An 18,962-nucleotide genomic window follows, 5' to 3' on the forward strand; every position below is an offset into this window, starting at 1 on the left:
TATTCCGCTTTTTTGCTAAATTAGGCAAAACCTTTAGTATTACTGTAATTATTGGGTAGACCGTTATGTTTAAAATGAATCGCCGTCAATTTCTATTAAGTAGCGCTGTAACGTTTGGTGCGGTAATAGCCCATGCTCAAGTTAAAGCCCAAAACTCCCGGACTCCAGGAGCATTAGAGAAAGGACTATCCTCTCAGAAAGTGATCGTTGTCGGAGCGGGTTTGTCGGGTTTGGTTGCCGCTTACGAGTTAGCAGCAGTAGGTCATACAGTAACTGTTTTAGAAGCCCGTGAGCGAGTAGGAGGGAGAGTTTTGACCTTGCGAGGCAATTTTAGTGATAATCATTTTGTAGAAGCAGGAGCAGCAAGAATTCCATCCGATCACAATTTAACACTTGGCTATGCTCAACATTTTGGTTTGACTCTGAAGCGTTTTTTACCACCAGATGGGCTTTACATTGCTGTGAAGAATGGGCAACGTCTTCTGATTTCTGCTGATGATTTAGCTAAAGTTATACCGGGCGGAGACATATCAAAAGTTGTTAAAATTGCTCAAGGTTCAGATCGATTACCGCAAGCATTTGCTACCGCTCTAGTTGATAAAATTCATCTAGGATCTGCCGTTACTCGCATTGAACAAACTTCTTCAGGGGTTCAAGTCTTGTGCCAATCAGGACAGCAATACACTGGAGACTGCGTAGTATGTACTGTTCCCTTGCCAGTCTTGGGACAGATAAATTTTCAGCCTCCACTATCACCTCAAAAACAGCTTGCTATCGCTGGGGGTTATAACTATCGCGCAGCGACACGAATGTTTGTTGAATTCTCTGAAAGATTCTGGGAAAAAGAAGGATTGAATGGTTGGGGGTTGTTTGAGGATCGTCCTGAAGAACTGTGGCAACCCAGTTGGGATTTTCCTGGAAAAACAGGTATTTTGGAAGCTTATCTGAAAGGGGAAAATGCCCTTGCTATGGATGCCCTCGCCCCAGAACAACAATTGCCTCAATTACTACAGCGATGGGAAAAGATTCTCCCTGGTGTCAGTGCTTATCAGGGCAAGATGACCAGTTATTCTTGGGCTAAAGACCCTTGGTCGAGGTCAGGTTGGGCATACCCGACTGAAGACCAAGAAAAAAGGTTGTTTGATGAACTTGGAAAGTCGGAAGGTAAAATCTATTTTGCTGGAGAACACACTTCTACTACGAGGGGATGGATGCAGGGCGCATTAGCATCGGGATTGAGGACTGCTAAAGAGATCCATCAGGCAAGAAGTTAATTTTTTGATATTTTTGTGCGATCGCACTATCATTTACAGATTGGCTGAGAATGCGAGCGTAGAGCAGACTTTGCCCACGTTTATGCTGGGGGGGTGACAACTCGCTCACTTTGTCCACTGCGAGGCGGTGAAAAAATTCGGGTGAGAGTGTGGAAAATCCTCAATCGCTACAATTAGTCATGAGTCATTAGTTAACAGTCAACAGTGACCAATCAACAGTCATTACTAATTAAGAGGAAGTAATTATGTCTCTTATCAAAGTTGAAACAGTTGCCGCTCAACCAATCACCGCAGAAATGTTAGCTGATACGCGAGTTTTGGATTGTCTTGGGGCAAGAAATGCCAAGTGGCACTACTCTTTACTATCAGCCGATCGCGATCGCATGATTTGCACCTTTGAGGCACCAGATGCAGAGTCTGTGCGACAAGCTTATCGCCAAGCCGATGTTGGATTTAGCAAGGTTTGGACAGCCCAAGTTATTGAACCTGAAGGTGTGCCCCCTGTATGGAACGAACCAATCCTTAAGGTGTGGGAGGGAAGCTATCCGAATGGCTTTACCGATGAAGAGTGGAACGAAGCCAATCGATTAATTTTAGCGTGCTATGAGGAACGGGGTATTGAATGGGTGCGTTCCTCTGCGTCGCTGGATAAAACTCGCGTGGTGTGCGAACTGAACGCGCCCGATGCCGAAGTGATTCAAGAAGCCCACGGTAAAGCTGGAATTCCCTTCGATTGCGTTTGGTGTGCCGAAGTTCTCAAACCTTGAATTCGCGCGGACGATCGCGCTTGGATGCTTTGGGAACGCTTCGAGAACGCTTTCGGAACGGTTTCGGAACGATCGCCTCGTTAGATTGATATCAAGTTAATAAAACAACCAGCAAATTAACTCATCCCTTTACACTTTAAGGAGAAATAAAATGGCTGAATTTGACCTTGGTACCTTGCCATCTAATAGTGCCGTAGTAGTTCCGCGCCGCACTATCAGTAATCTCAACAGCAAAGACACCTACAGTTTCCGTCTGGATAGCGATAAAAATATCAACCTTGGGCTGGTTGGTATGACCGACGATCTGAATGTTCAACTATTTCGCGATTTCAATGGCAATGGCTTAGTTGATGGTAACGATAAGCAAATTGCTATTTCCGATCGATTGCGTTTGGATGAAGTAATCAACTTGTCCTCAGCAGTTGCTGACGTTGATGCAGGCAATTACGTGGTGCAAGTCAATCGGAACCGTGCGTTCAACGATACTCCCTACAATTTGAGAGTATCGGCTGACGCGGCCGGTACACCCAGCAAAGTCCTCGCAGTAGAAGATGATTTCGGTGCCGTCTTTTCCAACGACAAACCAAGAACTCATCAAGGTTCTGTGGGTAACACCGACACCACCGATACTATCCATCTCGCTGTCAATACCCAGGGATTTTATCACTTTGGTCTCAATAATCTCAGCGCTGATGCCGATCTCCGATTGATTCAAGACAAAAACAACAATCGCGCCGTCGATGCAGGTGAGGTAATTGGAAGTGTGGTTAAGCGAGGCACTATTTCCGAAGGATTTGTTCAAAACTTGGCTCCTGCAACTAACTACTATCTTCAAGCCTCTCAATTCACAGGTAACACTAATTACTCTGTTACGTTGACTCCGATTCCCAACTAGAAAGTCCTGGATGTAAAAACTCTATCTGTAGGGTGCACAATGTGCACCTTACCTATCAATTGTTCGTTCAAATGGCTTTAATTGAAGCCAGACAGCTATGACCGCAGTTTTATTACAAATCCGCAATCGCACCATCTCTGGGGAAGAGATAGTTCCTCGACTTGCCAGCTACCAAATGCTGCCCCAATTATACCGCGAGAGCATCATTGATGAAGCGATCGCCCCCATCGATTGCACTGCTGAAGAAATCATAAATGTCCGCCAGCAGTTCTACGAACAAAATCAACTGACCGACGAAACCACACAACAAATTTGGCTAAAACAGCACGGGATGAGTCGGGAATTTTTAGAGACTGTTTTCATTCCAAGGCTGCTCAAAATTGAGAAATTCAAACACCAAAATTGGCATCACAAACTAGAGTCCTATTTTCTGCAACGCAAGCGATCGCTAGATCGAGTCATCTATTCTTTGATTCGGGTTAAAGACGCAGAAATTGCGCGCGAACTGTATTTTCGGATTCAAGAAAAAGAGCAATCCTTTGCCGAACTGGCGCGCGAGTATTCCCAAGGCCCAGAAGCTCAAGTCAATGGAATCGTTGGCCCGGCAGAACTCGGCACAATCCACCCGAACTTGGCGCATCTGTTGGCGATAAGCCGTCCCGGTCAGCTTTGGCATCCTATCCCTGTAGAAGGATGGCTGGCGATCGTCAGATTAGAAACATTGATTCCGGCTCAGTTCGATTTAGCGATGCGTCAGCGTTTGCTCCGCGAATTGTTTGAAATTTGGGTGCAAGAACAGATAGGTGAAATGTTGAATTGACGGGCAGGAATCTGACGATCGTAGCCCTGGCAACATCCAATCTTCCAAATAGAAACTTTTGAATACCATCACGCTTAAATTATGATGACACAAACATTCGATCAAACCAAAGCAGAAGCATTCGCCGGACGGATGCTGGACATTCTCAACAGTGGCGCACTCTCCGTCATGATTTCGATCGGGCATCGCACCGAACTGTTTGACACAATGGCAGAATTGCCGCCCTCTACCAGTCAACAAATTGCCGATGCTGCCGGATTGAACGAACGCTACGTGAGGGAATGGCTCGGTGCAATGGTAACGGGTCGCTTAGTGGATTATAATTCGATCGACAAAACCTACACTTTGCCGACAGAATATGCAGCATTCCTGACACGGGCTGCGGCTTCTGACAACATTGCCCCCTTTGCTCAATTCATTCCGGTGTTAGCATCGGTGGAAGATCGGATTATCGATTGTTTCTACAAAGGCGGCGGTGTACCCTACTCAGAGTTCAAACGTTTTCATGCGGTGATGGCAGAAGATAGCGGTCAAACCGTGTTACCTGCTCTATTTGACCGCATTCTGCCGCTAATTCCCGCGCTTACCGAAGCGTTGGAAAACGGTATTGAGGTCCTAGATGTCGGCTGCGGTAGCGGGCGAGCACTCAACAAGCTGGCTGAAGCCTTTCCGAATAGCCGATTCACAGGCTACGATTTTTCGGGAGAAGCCATCGCCACTGCCAACACCGAAGCGCAATTGCGGAAGTTGAATAATATCCAGTTTGAGGTGAAGGATGCCGCCACATTGGATGAGTGCGATCGCTACCATTGGATCACCACATTTGATGCAATTCACGATCAAGCCAGACCCGATATTGTACTCCAAAACATCTACAAAGCTCTGCGTCCCGATGGTGTTTACTTGATGCAAGATATCCGCGCCACAACGGATGTAGGCGGCAACATGGAACATCCGATTGCACCGTTACTATACACCATTTCTTGTATGCACTGTATGACAGTTTCTTTAGCCTACGGTGGTATGGGACTGGGAGCGATGTGGGGTCAAGAAAAAGCCCTGAAACTTTTGAGTGAAGCTGGGTTTAGCAGCGTTGAAATCAAGCAACTCGCCCATGATTTTCAGAACGACTATTATATCCTCAAAAAGAGCTAAAATCATGTGCAAAATTTGTGCTATAGGCCAACAATTGCAGAAGAAAAAACAGCCGAATTCGGGGTTGTTGGATACCAGCCAATTTTCGGTCTTCATCGATCTGAAGCAATTGTCCTCCACACCGGAATTCAAATCAGCTAAACTACCTAACAATCCTCAGTCATCGGTTAAGCTCCTAGTTTAACACTCAGGGATTCTAATCAGGAAGAGGTTAATCTCTCAACTGCTTATGTTGGCGCAAATGCTGTCCTCCTTAACCCTGATTTAAGGCGAATAAAGTCTTTACTATGAACCTGTTGGTAGTAAGGACTTTATTGCGTTCAAATTTCAAGCTGGAAATGAAACAAATAGCACTGCAATACCAAGAACGATCGCCCCTATACCCATCACAAAAGACCAGAAGCGGTGATAACTCTTAACCGTCGTACCGCTATCGCTTTCAAGCTGAATCAAATCCATCCAAGGTGCAACACCCCGGCGGAACCAACCCAAAGCGCTAACATCCATTCCAATCAAACTTTCAACCCGTTTCATGCCAAACAGAAAATTACCAATTGGCCCAAAACGAGAAGCATAGCGCAGATAAATCATGCCCGTTCTATCTTGCAGTTTCAAATCAGAACCAAAGGTATAACCCGCATCGCCGCGACCAATTAATTCGCCTTGCAGTTGCGACGGTTGACCCCGCAAAGGACTTGCATAAGGGTCAGACATTAAGGTTAAAATATCCAAATGTTCTGCTTGTTGGTAATTGGGGAACATCACCAAAGTCTTGAGCAAAATTCCCGCACCCAAACCGATTAAAGGACAAGCAACCATCATCATCGGGTTTACAGCATACAGGGAAATGCCGATCGCAAAACCCACAGCTAACCCCAGAGTTTCTGCACTGTACAGCAGTAAATCGAACACAAAATTGCCGTACAATCTCCGCTTGCTCAAATCGTTGCCTTCGCCGACAATCCGGCCCATGTCAAACTCAATATCCAAGCCTAATTGTTCGGCATAAGTGCTCAAAGCGCGAACTCGTTTACCAGTCAGCGGGTGAGTAGAGTTCAACTCCATCCACCAACCCCAGGGATTAAACATATCCCACAAAAATACTCGCCCAATTTTTTCCGGTTCCGAAGTAATCCTGTAAGCAGTGCCGGTAGATGTGGCAGCTTTGGCATCGTAAATGCCTAAAGCGCGAGTTCCTTCTAATAAGCGGCTGGGTTCGGTTGCTCTTTGTCCTTCTTCCAGAATACCGTAAGCAATTTTTACCAAAGCGCGAGACAAAGCGTTGGGATTTCCGGTTGTTTCGGCTGCAAAATGGTCGGCAAAATATTCTCGCGTCCGCGACAAATACAGTAATAAATAAGTGCCGGCGATGTAAAATAAATAAGCAACAGCAGCTACAGTACCGGCCGCATCTTTAGCTTTTTCGCCACCACTTCGACCCATTCTTTGAGCTGTTGTGTAAATTAAATAAGTAATCTGCACCAAAGTCGAGGCTAAAGTCATTACTGCAAAGTCCCAGTGGACGATGTGACCGAGTTCGTGGGCGTAAACAGTGGCAATTTCTTCGTCGTCTAAATAGGTAAAAAGACCTTGACTGACCACTAAGCGAGCGCTATTGGGAAATGAACCGTAAGTAAAAGCAGTAGGGTTTTGATCGTCGATAATTCCTAAACGAGGCTGCTGGAGTTTTTTCTGCTTGCAAACCTTCTTAATAACTTTCGCTGTTTCGGGACTTAGGCTTTCAATTTCTGCTAGGGAAACCCAGCGGGTATTGTAGAGCCAATTTTGGCTTAAGTCCATCAAGTAAGGCGATAGGAAAAAAGCAGCGATGTTAAAAATCAGAGTTATGGGAAGTGCGATCGCCAATCCGGCTACTGGATCGGGACTGTTGAGAATCAAAACAGAGGCTAAAGATAGCGCTAACACCATACCAAACAGCAGGCTGATGGTGACGCCAGAAGCTAAAACGAGATTTCCGCCAGTTTTCTGTATCAGTTTAACGCCGGCTTTGGCGGCTCGCCCTGCCTTGCGTAAAGGGGCGTGAGATGACATAATACTCTCCAAAGGTTATTGACAAATGGAAATGACCATGGGATTTTATCTATACTTCACTGTTTTAACCTGTTAATGCGGATTGCTGTCAGGGGTCTCAACAAAAATATAGAATTTCCTCTAGAATTGTTAAGACTGAAAACCGCCCCGAAATTTATTTGTGCGGATTCAATTCACAACTCAAAATTCAAAACCCAACAATCAAAACTATTTAAAAGTTACTGCCATGTCTATTATTGAAATTGCCCAAAAAACGCGCGTATCTGCTAGAAAATTGGCAGTTTTGTCCGCTGATGCCAAAAATCACGCTATAGAGGCTATAGCTAAAGCTTTAGAAGCTGCTGCGCCGGATATTGTGGCGGCGAATGCTGCTGACTGCAAGGCGGCTGAGGTTGATGGAATTGCGAAACCGCTGTACGATCGCCTAAAGTTGGATGAGAGCAAGTTGAAAAGTGCGATCGCAGGCGTGCGCGACGTTGCCAAACTCCCTGACCCGATCGGTGTCGTGCAAATCCACCGTGAATTGGATACAGGATTAATTCTGAAGCGCGTCACCTGTCCTTTGGGCGTTTTAGGCATTATTTTTGAAGCGCGCCCAGAAGCTTTAATTCAGATAGTATCCTTAGCAATCAAATCAGGAAACGGCGTCATTCTCAAAGGCGGGAAAGAAGCAGTCCGTTCCTGCGAAATCTTGACAAAAGTGATACATCAAGCATTAGCAGAAACTGCCGTCAATCCCGAAGTTGTGCAGTTGCTCACCACGCGGGAAGAAACAATCGAACTGCTCAAAATGGATGAATATGTAGATTTGATTATTCCCAGAGGTTCTAATTCCTTCGTGCGGTTCGTGCAGGAAAATACCCGAATTCCAGTCTTGGGACACGCCGACGGAATTTGTCATTTGTACGCAGACAAAGCGGCGGATATTCAGAAAGCAGTAGAGATTTCTGTCGATGCAAAAACTCAGTATCCAGCCGCCTGCAATGCTATTGAAACCTTGTTAGTTCACAGTGCGATCGCCCCCAAATTCCTGCCCGCAGTTGCCGAAGCTTTGCAGCAGAAAAAAGTAGAATTGCGGGGAGACGAAAAAACTCGCGCCATCCTAGAAAATATTGCCGAAGCAAATGAAGCGGATTGGTCTACAGAATACAGCGATTTAATTTTGTCAATCAAAATAGTAGATTCCGTGGAAGAGGCAATTAACCATATCAATACATACGGTTCCCGACATACAGATGTCATTGTTACCGAAGACAGCGAAGTCGCCGAAACATTTTTAAATGGAGTCGATGCGGCCGGAGTTTATCACAATTGTTCGACTCGATTTGCCGACGGTTTCCGCTACGGTTTCGGTGCAGAAGTGGGGATTAGCACGCAGCAAATGCCACCTCGCGGACCTGTTGGTTTAGAGGGGTTGATTACCTATAAGTATCGAGTTGTTGGAGATGGCCATATTGCGGCTAGTTATGTAGGGAAGGATGCGAAGGGGTTTACTCATCGGGATTTGTAAATCCTCGATAGCCGATCAAACCCGACAATAAAAAAGCCTGTAAATACTGAATCTTAACCAAAGTGTCTCTTCTCCTTCATCCATCCAAAAAAAAAGCGATCGCCCTCGCATTCAAACAAACTTAGCTACAATAAGCTATACTGTGCTCGGCGACTCCCCAAATCGAACAATTTGCCGTGGTTTATGTCTAACTCCTCCCTCCTCATCCCTGGTTCGACTCTCGAAAAACGCTACCGCATCCTCCGCGAATTAGGCCGCGGTGGCTTCGGCCGCACTTACCTCGCCGAAGATATCAACCGCTACAACGAACATTGCGTGCTCAAAGAGTTTTCTCCGGTGGTTCACAGCCCGAAGGCTGCCGAATTGTTCGATCGCGAAGCGAGTATGCTTTACCACCTCCAACACCCGCAAATTCCCCGCTTTCGAGAACTCCTGCGAACCGATTTGGGCGGGAATCCATCTTTATTTTTAGTGCAAGATTATATCAAAGGTCAAACCTACGAAGAAATATTAATATCGCGTCAGCAACAAGGTAAAAATTTTAGCGAAGCTGAAGTTACTCAACTACTATTTCAGATTTTACCAGTTTTAGAATACATCCACTCAAAAAATTTAATTCACCGCGATATTTCCCCGGATAATATTATTCAGCATGATGCTGACAAACTACCCTTTTTAATTGATTTCGGTTCAGTCAAACAAATCGCAGCCAATGCCGTACTTCAGTTTAACGGACAATCGGATACGGCGATCGGCAAACAGGGTTATTCGCCGGCCGAACAAATGCGACTGGGGAAAGTTTCTGCTGCTAGCGATTTGTATGCTTTAGCCGTCACTGCTTTGGTACTGCTAAGCGGCAAAAAACCTCAAAAATTGTACAATATTAATAATAAAACTTGGGATTGGCGATCGCACGTCACCGTCAGTCAAAATCTCGGTACTGTGTTGGATAAGATGTTAGCAGAACAACCGGGCGATCGCTACCAATCCGCAAAAGAAGTCCGCGAAGCACTCAAAGATCCAAAACTATCTCACATTGGCAGTATAATTTCCCAAATGGTGACAATGAACTTTGTCGGCCGCCCTTTCAAAAACGCCACTCAAACTGCTACCAGCAATCATACTCCTGTTAACCCAAACCCTCAAATTGTTAAAAACAACAACATTTTCCAGTTAATACCTTGGAAAACCCTAGGGAGTTTAAGCGTGGTTTTATTGCCGGGAATGTTAGCTTTTAGTGTAGTCAAATCTGGTTTCACGTTGCCCAAGCTGCCGGAGTTACCTAAATTTTCTTCGCGCCAGCAACCTCCCGATACGTCCTTAGAGGAAGCCGAAATAATTCGTCAAGAAAAGATTGGTAAACGACGCAAAAATCTCAACATCAATCAAGATATATTCTATCAAAAAGTGGATGAATTATATTACAATAAATATCCAGAATTACAAGGTCGCAGCTTGACAGAAAAGCCAGAAGATGCTGAAATTAGGCGGAAATGGTATGAAGTTGCTGAGGATTTACTCGACAAGTTGGAGAAAGGAGGAGAGTTATAAAATCTAATATAGAATAAGCGTGATTGAACCGCAGAGGGCGCAAAGAACGCAGAGGAAGAAGGAAAAGGGCAAAAAAAGAGAGGGAAGAGAAAGAGAACTTTATCTGGTTTAATACAAAGTGGTATAGACAACGCACTTTTAGTTTATTGCAAAATGGATTCTATTCAACTTACAGGAATTCGCTGTTACGGATATACGGGCTATCTGCCGGAAGAGCAAGTTTTGGGGCAGTGGTTTGAAGTGGATGTTACTCTATGGCTGGATTTATCGCAAGCTGGAAAAAGTGATGATATTCAACATACTCTTGATTACCGCAGCGCCATTACTCTGATTCAAAAGCTAGTCAAAGACTCGAAGTTTTTATTAATCGAACGCCTAGCAGATACTATTGCTCAAGCGCTTTTAGAACTACCGTTAGTCGAAAAAGTTAAACTACAACTCTCGAAACCTGCTGCCCCCATCCCTGATTTCGGGGGTAGAATTACTCTAGAAATTACTAGAAGCCATTAGTCATTAGTTCTTAGTCCTTAGTCATCAGTCTTTAATCTGCATTAGTTTGTGGCTAATGACTGATGACTGATGACTGATGACTATTGATTAATTACCACTTCAGCAAGTTAAATTCTTCCATGTCTACGGTATTGCGGTTGCGATAAATCGCCAAAACAATTGCCAAACCTACGGCAGCTTCAGCCGCCGCTACCGTAACTACAAACACGGTAAATACTTGGCCCTTAATTTGTACAGGGTCAAGATAATTGGAGAAACCCATCAAATTGAGATTGACAGCATTCAGCATCAACTCGATCGACATCAACACGCGCACTGCATTTCTGCTGGTAATCAAACCGTAAATACCAATACAGAAAAGTGCGGCGGCTAATAACAGGAAATACTGGAGTTGCAGTTGCATAAATTTTGCGATTTTGTCTCAATCTAAAGTTACTACAAAACTAACACTATGGTGCGCTTAGCGCACCATAATATTACTTAGATTCTGGCGAAGACACATCTCCGGCAGAAACTAATTCGCGAGGTCTTTCCGGCAAACTCAAAGCAGGTGTTTCGGATAGCTTTTTTGACAGTTCATCCGGGAAAAAATCGCGGCGCGCCAACACAATTGCTCCCACCATTGCCATCAACAAAAACACTGATGCTAACTCGAAAGGCAGCAAAAAGTCGGTGAAGAAATGTTTGGCGATAGTGACGATCGAACTTTCGGCAGGTGCTCCTGTCGTCGCGACAATAGCCCAAGGAGTAGACACCACCATCGTACCCAAAAGCGCAAACAAGCCTACGCAAACTACTGCTGTTGCTACTTGACGCACCCAAGCGTTGGGAATTGTGCGGAAATCTTCTCGCTTGTTCACCAACATAATCGCAAACAAAATCAAGACGTTAACAGCACCAACATAAATCAATACCTGCGCTGCTGCTACAAAGTCGGCATTCAGCAACAGGTACAAGCCGGCGATGCTGGTAAATACGCCGCACAGCAAAAATGCTGAGTAAACGATATTTGAGAACAGCACTACTCCTAGTGCTCCTGCAATCATCATTACCGACAGTATGCCAAATGAAACAATTTGAACCCCTTCAGCTAGATTCACAATTTTTTATCCTCTGTTAATTGGGCATTGGGCATTGGGCATTGGGCATTGGGCATTGGGCATTGGGCATTGGGCATTGGGCATGGGAAATTTGTTATTTGTTATTAGAAAAACTACTAACAAGTAATCATTAACCATTAACCACTAACTACTAACTATGCCTCATGCCCCATGCCCCATGCCCCATGCCCCCTTACCTACTTTTCGATAATTTCCTCTGGACGCAGACCGGCGCGGCGATCGGTGTAGGAAACTTCATGAGGGTCGATCGCACCTTTCGGCAAATAAGCGAATTCCCGCATCGGTGTCACCATCGGATCGTCTGTAACCTTGTAGGGTAAACGTCCGAGGGCCACGTTGTCAAAATTCAATTCGTGACGTTCGTAGGTGGCCAACTCATACTCTTCTGTCATCGACAAACAATTAGTCGGACAATATTCTACGCAGTTGCCGCAGAAGATACACACTCCGAAATCGATACTGTAGTGCTTGAGTTGCTTCTTCTTAGTTTCTTTGTTAAATTCCCAATCCACTACAGGTAAGTTGATCGGACACACCCGAACACATACTTCGCAGGAGATGCACTTGTCAAATTCAAAGTGAATTCGACCCCGGAAACGTTCCGAAGGAATTAGTTTCTCGTAAGGATACTGCACCGTAATCGGCCGGCGTCTCATGTGGTCAAAAGTAACAGATAGCCCTTGACCGATATACTTAGCAGCTTGAAGAGTCTCTTTGGCGTATTCGCCTACTTGATTGAGGAATTTTAGCATGGTGTTCTCTCTCTGTACTTGAGTTTTTGGTAATTGCTAATTGATAATAGGTAATTGGTTAACAGCTATTTTTTTTTAGCTGTTGCCATTTACCTATTATTAATTAACCGCCAAAAGCAAAGGGAAAGGCAAGTTTCAAAGCTGCGGTCAATAGCAAATTAACTAGAGCAACGGGAAGTAAAAACTTCCATCCCAAATTTAGCAATTGGTCGATCCGCACTCGCGGCAGAGTCCACCGGAGCAGAACTGCCAGAAACAGGAAAAAGTAGGCTTTCAGCATGGTCATTGTAATGCCCAGCAAGCCGGTAATTACCTGCAACCAAGGAGTCGTTTCGCTCAATCCCAGGGCATTTGTCAGCACTTCTACAGGAATCGGGGATTCCCAGCCGCCGAGGTACAAAACTGCTACTAGCAGGCAAGAAAGGACGAGGTTAACGTAGGAAGCGATATAGTACAAAGCAAATTTCATGCCTGTGTACTCAGTCTGATATCCTGCTACCAATTCTTCTTCTGCTTCCGGGAGGTCAAAGGGCAAGCGTTCGCATTCTGCTAGTGCTGCAATCCAGAAAATCAGGAAACCTGCGGGTTGGCGCCAGATATTCCAGCCGACAATGCCGTAGCCGGCTTGCTGGTGTACGATGTCGATCGTACTGAGGCTATTGGACATCATCACGACTGCCAATACTGCCAAAGCTAGGGGAATTTCGTAGCTGAGGGATTGAGCCGCGGCTCTGAGTCCGCCGAGGAGGGCGTATTTGTTGTTTGAAGCATAGCCGGACATCAGCAAGCCGATCGGCTGAATGCTAGACAGGGCAATCCACAGAAATATCGCTGTCCCCATATCGGCGATCAGCATATGCTCTCCGAAGGGCACGATTAAGTAGGAGAGAAAAACTGGAATCACCACAATTACCGGGCCTAGGGTAAATAGTAGCGCGTCAGCTTTCGCCGGTACAATGTCTTCTTTGAATACCAACTTCAGACCGTCAGCAACGGGCGCTAAAACTCCCAGAGGGCCGATGAATTCCGGGCCTACCCGCTGTTGAGCGGCGGCGGAAATTTTCCGTTCCAGCCAGACGCTAGTTAGTACCCCGAAAACGGCAGCGACAATCATCAGCAACATTGGCAGCGGTAGCCAAAGCACTTGGGCGATGTCCGCCGGTAAGCCCAAATTCATCAGGGCTTCTACGAAACTTCCTTGTAAGTCAATTCCTGGGTTCATTTGTCCAGCTTTTGAGCGATCAGCATATAATTTTTCACCCGTCCTTTGTAGGAGTAGGCTTAGAAATCGGGGTCTTTGTAAAGATTTTTAATGCTTTACCGCCTAATAGTATATCGCCCGACAGGCTCCAAGAACGCACAGACAGGGTGAAGTTCTAATTATATGAGTCCGCAGCGTAGCTAATGGGTGGGTAATTTATGTATTTTTACTTAGTGGCTCGATCCGAGCGATTTTAGATTTTAGATTTTAGGTTTTAGGTTTTAGATTGAATGCCAAACAAAAGGGCCAAGAGTTAACTCTTGGCCCTTTTAATGCTGTAAAGTGGCTTTCAAACGGCTTAAACCATTGATTTTACGTCACTTTTTTTATGGAACTGGGCAGAATCGAACTGCCGTCCAAAGCGGGTATTTACCTTCCGATCGTTCACAGGTTTATCCCCTCTAATCCTCGGGGCGGGAACCATCTTTATCCCAAATGGGGGGATTTTCTAGTGATTGCTTTCCTAGCTAGCCGACTAGAAACGTTTAGCTAGGGCATCCGTTGGGGGTTGTTATGCTACCTTTAACGGAGTGAGGTGGCATACACTCTAAACCGAGCTCAAGAAGTTTTTAGGCTACAGCTACGGCTTTGCGAGCGAAAGGAACGATGTTGTTCGCATTTACTATTTTTTTTGAGCCGATATTAACGAGAGTAGACTCCCTCTCGACCTGCATCACGGAGCAGCTTTCGCCACCCTGTCGAAACCATTACAGCCCCTCGTGTGTTCTTTTATCATAGACAATATTTCGTGTGGCGTCAAGTCAAGCGATTTTAGATTTTGGATTTTCGATTGGGGATTAAAGAAACCGGGTTTTTTGCGGTTTTTGTCGGCTTTAACGAAGTCTTGGAGCAAAAACCCGGTTTCTGACCACCCGTGCGTAATTCCTAATTATGCAAGTTGTCGTCCCAGACGCCGATGTAAATCCGATCGCGCTCATTGCGTTCGATCGTCCCTTCGAGCGAACCCTTCCTAAACGTAAACCGATTACTCCGGCGCTGCTGCACGTCGCCCAAGCCTTGCAAAATCTCTCGGCTGGCGCCGCCCACCATCCCGTTTAACGCGGTTCGCACTACCAAATCGTCCACCGACGGGGCAAAAGAACCCTCTGTTTGTACTAGCTGGCCCGAATCGCGATCGTAAATGTAGCCGAGAGTAATCCGGTTGGGCAATATTTCGTAAAGTGCGGTGCGAGTATTCGGCCAATAGCCCCGCGCTTGAGAGTCAGTCGGTTCTCCCAATTCGGATAAAATCTGACTTTCCGCCGTACCAACGGCATACCCAGGGATTGTGGGAGTCTTCTGATAACTGGTTCCCGGTTGTTCGCTGGGTGCGGGCGATCGATCTGGCGGCAACTCTTTGTCAACAAGTTTTTCCGTTGGTGTGGGTTCGGCAGCCTCCGGAGAAGGCGCTGGTGTTGGCGCTGGGGCTGGTGTTGGAGTTTCAGCAGCCGGCGCTGGTGTTTCAACAGCCGGCGCTGGTGTTTCAACAGCCGGCGCTGGTGTTTCAGCAGCCGGCGGCGGAGTTTCTCTGCGAGTCGGGGCTGGCGTTGGTGTCGGCACGGGAATTGGTGCGGGACTTGAGCGCGCGTCTGGATCGGCAGGGGCCGAAGTGCGATCGTCCTGGGCCACAGGTGCGGGTTCCGAAGACGGCCGGTTGAGGAAAACCCTAGCAATACCGACAAAACCTGCAACAATAAGTGCGATCGCCACGAACCCCAAAATCCACCAAACCTTGCGGTTGTTGTTCCCTGAAGGCACCACAGCAGGCGCTGTTCTGGAACCCGCAGGCGACTGAGGCCCGTGTCCCGGAATCACCGCCACCGTCGGCCCGGTGCTCGGCGACGCTGCACCAAGAGGCTGCCCGTGCAGCAGCGACAGCCACTCATCCACAGTAGCAGGGCGATTTTGAGCTTCTACCGTCATCCCCCGCATCACTGCAGAGCTGACAGCCGCACTTAGCTGAGGCTGCAAGTCGCGGGGCGAAGGCATCGGCTGGCTGGTACGCAAAATTGCAGCCACCGGCACCTGTGCTGTCAGCAGAGTATAAAGCGTCGCCGCCATACCGTAAACATCTGTGGCGGGCGTATATTTTCCTTGGGCAAAATACTGTTCTGGCGGTGCGTAGCCGTCGGACACCATATTAGTGTGACTTTGGGTTGCACCAGGAGTAAACTCGCGGGCAATGCCAAAATCAATCAGCACGACTTCCTGAGTACCTTGGCGCAAAAGAATGTTTTGCGGCTTGACATCTCGGTGCAGCAAACCCTTTTGATGAACTACTTTTAAAGCAGCCCCTATTTGAGTTATGTAGAGAATTGCGAGATTTTCTGGTAGCGGATTATTTGAACCGACTACATCGCCCAAATTCTGACCGGCTATGTAGTCCATCACCATGTAAGGCTGCCCGTCTTCCACAAAGAAATCGCTGACGCGGACAATATTCGGATGAACGCAGGAAGCCAACCGCCTCGCTTCGTCTTGAAATTTGCGATCGAACTCAGCAAAATTAGGTTGCTGCCGCAGAGATTCGTTGAGGGTTTTAATGACTACAGGCTGTCCTAAATAGCGGTGATTTGCCCTGAAAGTTATTCCAAAGCCGCCGCGGCCCAATTCTTGTTCGAGGGTGTACTTTCCACCCTGTAAAGTTTTGCCGATTAGCGCATCCATAGGTTCAGGCGATCGCGTACCAGATAATATGGCTGATTATTGCACGTATAGTGGGATCTCCTCACCACTCCAAAGAGCGATCGCTCTACCCCTGTATTAGTTAACCTGTTAGAAACACTACTCATAATGCGTCCACATCCGCAAAATTTTTACCGTGTTCTCGGACTCAATCACCTCGTACACCAGACGATGCTGAATGTTGATTCGCCGTGAATATGCACCTTCCAAATCTCCCACCAATTTCTCATAGGGTGGCGGATTCTGAAACGGATTGGTTTGAATGATGTCGAGTAACTCTTGCGCTTTGTCTCGTAAATTGCTAGAAGCGAGCTTTTTGGCATCTTTCTGTGCCTGTTTGGTATATACCAGATTCCAATTCACCACTCCAACTCCTTAGCGCAATCCTCGATCGGCGTTGCCAGTCCTTCCCGAATCGATTCCCGCATCCCTGGCACTGATAGAAGATACAGTGTCTCCTGCACAGATGCCGAGTCAGCTTCAGAAAATAACACTGCATTGCTACTCTGTGCTGCAATAACAAGGGGTGGCTCCGCCATCTTACTCATTGTCATGAATACAAGAACAACAACAGGCATGATGTAGGCTGCTGCTGTACCTATTACTGGGGCGATTGCTGCTGAAACAGAACTCACAAGAGTTTTTTGTAGTACCTGTGACGAAGAAAATAGCTGTTTGTGTTCATCAGCGTATTTTTCATCGCCGCTTAAGAATTTTTCCATTTCATCCCGGACTTTTTCAATAAATAGATTTCTCGCTTGTTCGGCTCCAAATGGGAATGTGTTCTCTGGCATTGCATTCAGCCACTGTTTTGCTGCCTCTTCGTAAGAGTTAGTGGAATCCACTAGCTGCTTGATCCTTATTTGTTGGTATCTAGGCAGCGTTGCGAGCCACTCTTCATTATCAACCTGAAATAAATGTTCTAATTTATTTTCCATATCTACAACATTTCCCTAACGTACTCAACAGAGACCGCATGAGTAGTCTGATGGAGGGTATGCGGATCTACTCCAGCCAATGAAATACCACCTCCACCACCTGGAGCATATGACCCAATGAGGATAGCAACCATGAATGTAGTGTATGCACAGAATATAGGGCTTCCAGATTGACCGGGGCGAGCCTGAGTGTTCAGTACGACTTGCTTGGTTTTGACTATTCCATTTTTAATTAAGATTTTTGCGCCGATCTCAGTTCGTTGATGAGTGAGTACCAATCTTCCATGATCTGCGTGAGGATAACCAAAAATATCAACAACACTGCCAAAATTGAGAATATCTGTGCTACCTATCGATATATTAGAGAACGCATCAATATCAGCAGACAAAATACACAAATCTGTGAAAGGGTCAATAGCTTCAATGCGAACCGGAATCATCTGAACTTGAGAATCAGAAGTATCTTGATAGTCATTGATGCTCGAATTATAAGGTTTTACAACCACGACTAGATTCTGCTCATCTTTATTAGTAACATGGGCAGCCGTAACAAACTTTCCGGGACTATTTAGTAGAGTTGCTGTACCAAGCAGCGATACCCCATTTGCTCCGCTTCGTCCGACCGCAAATACCACGTTTGCGAGAGATGAGTATGACATTTGACTTCTTACGATTAAAGTATGAACTTGCCATATAACTATTAATTATACCATAAGTGCGGTAGAATAACACTCTCATTGATAGATCATACCGCACTTTCGCCAAAGTTATGTTTCTAAGTTAAGTATATCGTACCGGAACTTCAAAATTCTACTTTAGAAGTTCTGGGGAATGACAGTATTCACATAAATAGCTCGCTCTTTCTCGAACCGTCTGTCTCGTCGGCTCACTGATTGACATCTTGAGCCACCATCATTGCATTGATGTGGGTAAAGATGCGATCTAATTCCCCAATGGCGTCGAGTTCCGCTATCTCTTCTGCCATTAGTTGATCTGCCTTTTTCTTCTCTAACAATTGTTCCATGCGCTGTTGGAGCGATTCACTAAATTTGAACAACTTCCACCGATCGACTTTTTCAATGCAAATCTCATGGATTAACGAGGAGGGTTTGCTGAGAATTGAAACCATTGTAGGCTCCGAGCTTCGGGTTTTAGGTAGTGACTAGATTATAGCTTTTATTCAATCTGCCAGATTTAATGCTCCAACCGAGAACCTTCAAATTACCGCCAAAACCAATGGCTTAAACAGCGAAACGGCGTTACAGTTCAAGTCGGATGATATTCATCCCTGCTTATTTGCCATCGCCATATCTTGCCTTCTTCAGGATCGTCAACCTCTGCAATGAACTTCATTCCCACTTTTTGCAACACGCTATTCGAGGCATTTTTTTCAGCTAAAGTGTGAGCGATGACTGCTTTCACCTCCTCGTGACCGAAAGCATAATCGATCATTCCCTGTGCCACCTCAGTTGCAAATCCGCGATTCCAATATTCGGAAGCAATTTCATAACCTATCTCTATAGTCCCCGACTCATCAGGTGAGCTTGTGAAACCTCCATTGCCGACAAGCACTTGATTTTTTGGATGAATAAAGGGCGTTGCTGAACTATGGTATGATGAAGTTGTCCTCTGAGCGTCAAAAATAACACATATTTCCAAAAAAATATTATG

Annotated in this window: 19 protein-coding genes and 1 other RNA gene; 8 read left to right on the forward strand and 12 right to left on the reverse strand. The window is 45.9% G+C overall.

The window, feature by feature from the left end:
- Positions 1-65 precede the first annotated feature (65 nt).
- The 5 genes from QUA33_RS06070 (at position 66) to QUA33_RS06090 (ending at position 4,911) form a co-directional block, all read left to right on the forward strand.
- Positions 66-1,274, forward strand: a complete 1,209-nt coding sequence (locus QUA33_RS06070; protein ID WP_333147307.1) for a flavin monoamine oxidase family protein — start codon at positions 66-68, stop codon at positions 1,272-1,274.
- Positions 1,275-1,519: 245 nt separating this feature from the next.
- Positions 1,520-2,041 (forward strand): DUF4242 domain-containing protein, encoded by a 522-nt coding sequence (locus QUA33_RS06075; protein WP_333147309.1) that lies wholly within the window; start codon positions 1,520-1,522, stop codon positions 2,039-2,041.
- 151 nt (positions 2,042-2,192) lie between these two features.
- Complete coding sequence (locus QUA33_RS06080) at positions 2,193-2,936, forward strand: hypothetical protein (RefSeq protein WP_333147311.1); 744 nt, start codon at positions 2,193-2,195, stop codon at positions 2,934-2,936.
- A gap of 97 nt (positions 2,937-3,033) precedes the next feature.
- Entirely contained in the window at positions 3,034-3,756 is a 723-nt protein-coding gene (locus QUA33_RS06085) for a peptidylprolyl isomerase (RefSeq protein ID WP_333147313.1), read from the forward strand.
- An 81-nt stretch (positions 3,757-3,837) separates the two neighbouring features.
- A complete protein-coding gene (locus QUA33_RS06090) occupies positions 3,838-4,911 on the forward strand; it encodes a class I SAM-dependent methyltransferase (RefSeq protein ID WP_333147315.1) in 1,074 nt (357 codons plus the stop codon).
- A gap of 327 nt (positions 4,912-5,238) precedes the next feature.
- Here the strand turns inward: QUA33_RS06090 and QUA33_RS06095 are convergent, their stop codons facing one another.
- A complete protein-coding gene (locus QUA33_RS06095; RefSeq protein WP_333147317.1) occupies positions 5,239-6,963 on the reverse strand; it encodes a zinc metalloprotease HtpX in 1,725 nt (574 codons plus the stop codon).
- A 226-nt stretch (positions 6,964-7,189) separates the two neighbouring features.
- Here QUA33_RS06095 and QUA33_RS06100 point away from each other — a divergent pair, with 226 nt between their 5' ends.
- The 3 genes from QUA33_RS06100 (at position 7,190) to folB (ending at position 10,534) form a co-directional block, all read left to right on the forward strand.
- Complete coding sequence (locus QUA33_RS06100) at positions 7,190-8,473, forward strand: glutamate-5-semialdehyde dehydrogenase (protein ID WP_333147318.1); 1,284 nt, start codon at positions 7,190-7,192, stop codon at positions 8,471-8,473.
- 183 nt (positions 8,474-8,656) lie between these two features.
- Complete coding sequence (locus QUA33_RS06105) at positions 8,657-10,024, forward strand: serine/threonine-protein kinase (RefSeq protein WP_333147320.1); 1,368 nt, start codon at positions 8,657-8,659, stop codon at positions 10,022-10,024.
- A gap of 153 nt (positions 10,025-10,177) precedes the next feature.
- Positions 10,178-10,534, forward strand: a complete 357-nt coding sequence (gene folB, locus QUA33_RS06110; protein ID WP_006632705.1) for a dihydroneopterin aldolase — start codon at positions 10,178-10,180, stop codon at positions 10,532-10,534.
- 91 nt (positions 10,535-10,625) lie between these two features.
- On the opposite strand, the gene nuoK is transcribed toward folB, so the two are convergent.
- The 11 genes from nuoK to QUA33_RS06165 form a co-directional block, all read right to left on the reverse strand.
- On the reverse strand, positions 10,626-10,931 hold the full coding sequence (gene nuoK / locus QUA33_RS06115) for an NADH-quinone oxidoreductase subunit NuoK (RefSeq protein ID WP_228042566.1): 306 nt from the start codon (positions 10,929-10,931) through the stop codon (positions 10,626-10,628).
- Between the two features lie 79 nt (positions 10,932-11,010).
- On the reverse strand, positions 11,011-11,634 hold the full coding sequence (locus QUA33_RS06120; RefSeq protein ID WP_333070831.1) for an NADH-quinone oxidoreductase subunit J: 624 nt from the start codon (positions 11,632-11,634) through the stop codon (positions 11,011-11,013).
- A 197-nt stretch (positions 11,635-11,831) separates the two neighbouring features.
- Entirely contained in the window at positions 11,832-12,407 is a 576-nt protein-coding gene (ndhI, locus tag QUA33_RS06125; RefSeq protein ID WP_333042046.1) for an NAD(P)H-quinone oxidoreductase subunit I, read from the reverse strand.
- A 103-nt stretch (positions 12,408-12,510) separates the two neighbouring features.
- Positions 12,511-13,629 carry an NADH-quinone oxidoreductase subunit NuoH gene (gene nuoH / locus QUA33_RS06130; protein WP_333147322.1) on the reverse strand — a complete coding sequence of 373 codons (1,119 nt, stop codon included), beginning with the start codon at positions 13,627-13,629 and terminating at the stop codon, positions 12,511-12,513.
- A 365-nt stretch (positions 13,630-13,994) separates the two neighbouring features.
- Positions 13,995-14,385, reverse strand: a transfer-messenger RNA (tmRNA) gene (ssrA, locus tag QUA33_RS06135).
- Positions 14,386-14,553: 168 nt separating this feature from the next.
- Positions 14,554-16,335 (reverse strand): serine/threonine-protein kinase, encoded by a 1,782-nt coding sequence (locus QUA33_RS06140; protein WP_333147324.1) that lies wholly within the window; start codon positions 16,333-16,335, stop codon positions 14,554-14,556.
- 117 nt (positions 16,336-16,452) lie between these two features.
- Positions 16,453-16,716, reverse strand: a complete 264-nt coding sequence (locus tag QUA33_RS06145; RefSeq protein WP_006632711.1) for a Txe/YoeB family addiction module toxin — start codon at positions 16,714-16,716, stop codon at positions 16,453-16,455.
- Entirely contained in the window at positions 16,713-17,291 is a 579-nt protein-coding gene (locus tag QUA33_RS06150) for a hypothetical protein (protein WP_333147326.1), read from the reverse strand. The genes QUA33_RS06145 and QUA33_RS06150 overlap by 4 nt, the downstream gene beginning before the upstream one ends.
- A gap of 2 nt (positions 17,292-17,293) precedes the next feature.
- Entirely contained in the window at positions 17,294-17,950 is a 657-nt protein-coding gene (locus QUA33_RS06155; RefSeq protein WP_333147328.1) for a serine protease, read from the reverse strand.
- A 227-nt stretch (positions 17,951-18,177) separates the two neighbouring features.
- The gene (locus tag QUA33_RS06160; protein ID WP_333147329.1) at positions 18,178-18,420 is read right to left on the reverse strand and encodes a hypothetical protein; all 243 of its coding nucleotides are present in this window, start codon (positions 18,418-18,420) and stop codon (positions 18,178-18,180) included.
- Positions 18,421-18,557: 137 nt separating this feature from the next.
- A partial coding sequence (locus QUA33_RS06165) for a GNAT family N-acetyltransferase (protein WP_333147331.1) occupies positions 18,558-18,962 on the reverse strand: 405 nt, incomplete at its 5' end.

Source organism: Microcoleus sp. Pol14D4, assembly GCF_036701245.1.
GTDB lineage: Bacteria > Cyanobacteriota > Cyanobacteriia > Cyanobacteriales > Microcoleaceae > Microcoleus.